Origin of the sequence: Microbacterium sp. (assembly GCF_030149085.1) — a bacterium.
Classification (GTDB): Bacteria; Actinomycetota; Actinomycetes; order Actinomycetales; family Microbacteriaceae; genus Microbacterium.
On record NZ_JASBSF010000322.1, the window covers coordinates 1 to 4,570 of the forward strand.

Annotated in this window: 6 protein-coding genes; 2 read left to right on the top strand and 4 right to left on the bottom strand. The window is 65.9% G+C overall.

The genetic code is table 11. The features are described from left to right. Positions 1–127: 127 nt before the first annotated feature. Positions 128–1,027 carry an alpha/beta hydrolase gene (locus Q1V87_RS13230; protein WP_300593740.1) on the top strand — a complete coding sequence of 300 codons (900 nt, stop codon included), beginning with the start codon at positions 128–130 and terminating at the stop codon, positions 1,025–1,027. Here the strand turns inward: Q1V87_RS13230 and Q1V87_RS13235 are convergent. Continuing rightward, positions 987–1,541, bottom strand: coding sequence for a CGNR zinc finger domain-containing protein (locus tag Q1V87_RS13235; RefSeq protein ID WP_300593743.1), 555 nt, complete (start codon positions 1,539–1,541; stop codon positions 987–989). The genes Q1V87_RS13230 and Q1V87_RS13235 overlap by 41 nt on opposite strands. Positions 1,542–1,629: 88 nt before the next feature. Here Q1V87_RS13235 and Q1V87_RS13240 point away from each other — a divergent pair, with 88 nt between their 5' ends. Continuing rightward, a complete protein-coding gene (locus Q1V87_RS13240) occupies positions 1,630–2,622 on the top strand; it encodes a DMT family transporter (RefSeq protein ID WP_300593746.1) in 993 nt (330 codons plus the stop codon). Here the strand turns inward: Q1V87_RS13240 and Q1V87_RS13245 are convergent. The 3 genes from Q1V87_RS13245 to Q1V87_RS13255 all read right to left on the bottom strand — a co-directional run. Continuing rightward, entirely contained in the window at positions 2,594–3,067 is a 474-nt protein-coding gene (locus Q1V87_RS13245) for an Lrp/AsnC family transcriptional regulator (RefSeq protein ID WP_300593749.1), read from the bottom strand. The genes Q1V87_RS13240 and Q1V87_RS13245 overlap by 29 nt on opposite strands. A gap of 115 nt (positions 3,068–3,182) precedes the next feature. Next, positions 3,183–3,791: a histidine phosphatase family protein gene (locus tag Q1V87_RS13250; protein ID WP_300593752.1), complete on the bottom strand. Its 609-nt coding sequence runs from the start codon at positions 3,789–3,791 to the stop codon at positions 3,183–3,185. After that, a partial coding sequence (locus Q1V87_RS13255) for a Sir2 family NAD-dependent protein deacetylase (protein ID WP_300593755.1) occupies positions 3,788–4,570 on the bottom strand: 783 nt, incomplete at its 5' end. The genes Q1V87_RS13255 and Q1V87_RS13250, both read right to left, overlap by 4 nt.

Genomic DNA, 4,570 nt, shown 5'->3' on the forward strand with positions numbered 1-4,570 from the left:
TCAAGAACTTCGGCGGCTCGAGCAAGTAAGCCCGATTCGCCCACGACGAAGACCTCGCTTTCGAGCGGGGTCTTCGTCGTTTGTGTCTTCGGCGAAGGGGGAGTGGCGCGGTTACTAGACTCGTCGAGTGCCCGCCCCGCATCCGTACGCCGCGCTCCTGGACGAGATACCGGTGACACGTCGCGAAGTGCCGGTACTCGGGGGGACCACCGTGTTCTGGGAGTACGGGCCCGCTGACGCGCCGATCACGATCGTCGCTGTGCACGGCTTTCGCGGCGAACACCACGGTCTCGAGCCCGTCGTCGCCTACCTCCCGGACGTCCGCGTCATCTCGCCGGACCTCCCCGGCTTCGGCGAGACGGCGCCGGTTCCCGGGCGCCGTCACGACCTCGCCCTCTACGCCGAGTGGCTGACCGACTTCGTCGCCCGTGTCGCGCCGGGGGCCGTCATCCTCGGTCACTCCTTCGGCTCGATCGTCGTTTCGGCCGCCGTGGCCGGGGGGTTGGCGACGCCCCGCGTGATCCTTGTCAATCCGATCGGCGCACCCGCGCTGGAGGGCCCGCGCGGCATCCTCACGAGGCTTGCTGTCTTCTACTACTGGGCCGGGGCACGGATGCCGAGCCGGGCGGGCACAGCCCTGTTGCGCAACGGCGTTGTGGTGCGGGTCATGAGTGTCTCCATGGCCAAGACGAAGGACCCGGAGCTCCGCCGGTTCATCCATGACCAGCACGACACGTACTTCTCCCGCTTTGCCGACCGGGACGTGCTGCACGACGCGTTCGTGACCTCGGTCTCCCACGACGTTCGGGAGTTCGCGCCGCAGATCTCTCAGCCAACGTTGCTGATCGCCGCCGACCGCGACGACATCACCCCCATCGAGGCCGAGCGTGTGCTCGCGGGACTGTTTGCTGACGCGAACCTCGTGGAGATCCCCGATGTGGGCCACCTCATCCACTATGAGACGCCACAGGTTGCGGCAGCGGCGGTCAGGAGCTTTCTTGGGCTCGACGAGCTCGATACGCGATGACATTCATACGATTGCCACAGTTGCCGGTGTCGCAGTAGCGCTTTGAGCGGTTGCGAGAGAAATCGACCAGAACGCCCTCGCAGTCATCGGCTTCGCAGACGAGCACCCGGTCATACTCATCCATGCGAATGACCTCCACGAACGCCATGGCGGTCTCGACAAGGATGCGGGTGGCCAGGGGTGCGTCGTCATCCGACGCGTGCACATGCCAGTCGTAGTCGTCGTGGATCACGAGTTGGGGGAGAGCTTCGCCATCGCGAAGCATCGCATTGACCAGCGGCACGGCGCTTTCGCGGTCGGCATCCCACAGAGCGCGTAGGCGAGCGCGGATGCTGCGTACCGCCTCTCGCTCCTGCCTCGTGCGTGAGATCTTGCCGCTGTACGGGTACCGCCCAAGGAAGGCGTCATACTCGTCCGCGGTCGTCAGAGTGTCTTCGTCGCCGTTGAGCGGCAGCGTGTTGACCAGGTCGACGGCCGCGCGCAGGGCCATCCCGGTGTCATGGATAAAGACCATGTTGACTCCTGACACTCCGAGGGCTACTGTTTCGTTTGTGACCAGTGTGTCACGAGTGTCAACCCCTTTCACTCCTGACAGGCCGCCCATGTCCGCTCCGACCACTCCGGTCCCCGTTCTCGTTGCCCCCGCGGGCCGGCACTCGTCGGTGGCTGGGCTTGCGATCGGTCTGCTCTCTGCCCTGAGCTTCGCGTCCTCGGGGAGCTTCATGAAGCCGCTCATGGAGGCGGGCTGGAGTCTGGGCGCGACCCTGTTGCTGCGTATGGGTGGCGCGGCGCTGATTCTCGCGCCCGTTCTGATCGTTACGATCCGTCGCCGGCCCGGCTTTCTTCGCAAGCACGGACTGCTGATCATCGCGTTCGGGCTCACGGGAGTGGCCGGGTGTCAAATCTTCTACTTCGCCGCGCTGCAACGGATGCCGGTGGCGATGGCCCTCCTCATTCAGTACCTCGCCCCGGTCCTTCTCGTCGGGCTCGCCTGGGTTCGGACCCGGCGCGCACCCACGCGTCGCATTCTGGCGGGCTCTGTTCTTGCGATCGTTGGGCTCGTACTCGTCGTCGACATCGCTGGTGCAAGCTTCGACCTGATCGGCACCCTGCTGGCTTTGGCCGCTGCGGCCTGTACCGCCGCGTACTTTCTCATCGCCGAGAAGACCGGCGACGACATCCCGCCCCTCGCGCTGGCCTCGGGCGGCCTCATTACCGGCGCTCTTCTCATGGGTGTGCTGGTCGGCACCGGCCTCTTTGCGTTCACCGCACCGGCCGTCGACGTTGTGTTGGCCGGCGTGAGCGTTCCCTGGTACATCCCGATCGTATGGGTGATCGTCGTGGCAACCGCCGGAGGCTACGCGTTCGGAGTGCGAGCGGGATCGATGCTCGGATCCCGCGTCGCATCGTTCGTCGGGCTCACCGAAGTGCTGTTCGCCCTGCTGATCGCGTGGCTTGTGATCGCCGAAGTCCCGACCGTCATGCAAGCTGTCGGGGGAGCGATGATCTTGGCAGGCGTGATCCTGGTGCGATCCGACCCGGGTGAGGCCGCCAAGGAGGAGGCGGCTAGCGTTCCCCTCGTGCCAGCTCCATGAGCGGGCGCACGCGGTAACCGATCACCTCACCCATCGCGAGCGAGGTCTCGGTGCGCTCCACACCCTCGATCGCGAGGATGCGGGCGTCGGTGTCGAACAGATGCTGTGTGTCGCGGCACGCGACCCGCACGAGCAGATCCACGGTTCCGCTCAGGCCATGCACCTGAACGATCTCGGGAATCCGCTCGAGTTCTGCCGTGATGCGCGGCAGTTCCCCCTGACGGACCGTGACGTTGAGGAATGCTTCGATCGGGAAGCCCAGCGCCGTGGGGGAGAGGGCTCGCTCGTACGAGAGAAAGACTCCGGCCTTGTCGAGCCTCGACATCCGCGCCTGCACGGTGTTTCGGGATAAACCGAGACGATCCGAGAGCGCAACAACTGTCGCGCGCGGGTCTTCCGCGAGCGCGGCCAAGAGCTCGAGGTCGACATGGTCAAGAGCGGTCATATCGCGGAAGGCTAGCATGTTGCCGATTCGCGGATTGGTCATGTTGCTCACAATGTCATTACGAAACTGAGCGAGCTGCGTAGTGCATTCCAGTGGGCAGATCGGTATGCCCAGCTCAGAGCGAAACCGTGGTGCCGGCGTACTCGATCAGCGTCAGCCCGTCGGGTGAGTAGTGGAAGGTGTAGTCGGATCCGTTTGCCAGCCGCTCTTGGCGCGCCGGCAACCTGCCGTCGCTCACGTGATGGATGACAGAGCGGATGAGTGCGCCGTGGGTGACCACGAAGATGTGCGTGACATCGGGCTGAGACCGGAGCGCATCGGTGACAAGGGTGTCAAAGCCTTCGAAGGCCCGGAGGCGCAGCAGTTCGCGTGACTCGGCGCCGGGGACCTCGGAGGTGTACCAATCGCCCCACCGTGCGGCGAAGTCCTCGATGGTGACCCCCTCAGCGTCGCCGTACGCGCGCTCACGCAGTGCGGGATACGCCAGTGGGGCTGGCGAGCCCCACTGGTCAGCGATGATCTGCGCTGTCTCACGGGCACGGGAGAGGTCGCTGCTGACGATGCGCGCAGCGGCCGGGTCATCGAGCACGCCGCTCAGCCGGTCGGCGGCCTGCCGGGCTTGCTCCCGACCCGTGTCGTTGAGGGGTATGTCGGTACTGCCCTGGATGAGCCGAGCGCGATTCCAGTCGGTCTCGCCATGGCGGATGAGCGTGAGGTGGATCACCTCTCGAGACTACTTGCCAGCTCCCGGTGCCCGGTGGGCGCCAGCCCCTCCAGCAGCGCGGTGAGGGCCTCGGAGGTTCCGCCGTCGATCTTCACGGTTGCGCGAGCATCGGCCCGCGTCTGGCCGCGGTTGATGATCACGATGGGGATGCGGCGTCGTCGTGCTCGTTCGAGCAGGCGGATCCCCGAGTTCACGACGAGCGACGATCCGGCAATGACCAGCGCGTCACTACCCAGGACGAGCTGCTCGGCTTCACGGAATTTCCCGGATGGGATGTACTCGCCGAAGAAGACGACGTCGGGCTTCAGGGTTCCCGCACACACGGAGCAATCCGGCACGACGAACCCTTCGGTCGTCTCGGGCGTCACGTCTCCGTCGGGTCCGAGGGGCAGCTCGTGGGTGGTGACCAGCCACGGGTTGTCGCTCTCGACCCGCGACGAGAGGTCTCGGCGGTCGAAGACCTGACCGCAGCGGGTGCAGAAGACGCGGCGCATCGTGCCGTGCAGCTCAACGACGCGACGGCTTCCGGCGCGCACATGAAGACCGTCGACATTCTGCGTGATGACCCCGGTTGCGATCCCGTGCTCTTCGAGTGCGGCGATGGCGCGGTGCCCGGCGTTGGGTTCCGCCGAGGCGAATCTGCGCCAGCCGAGATGCGAGCCGACCCAGTAGCGGCGACGCGCCTCATCGCTTCCGAGGAACTGCTCGACCGTCATCGGGCGCCGCGCCGGCGCGCCTTTTCCCCGGTAGTCGGGGATGCCGGAATCGGTTGATACTCC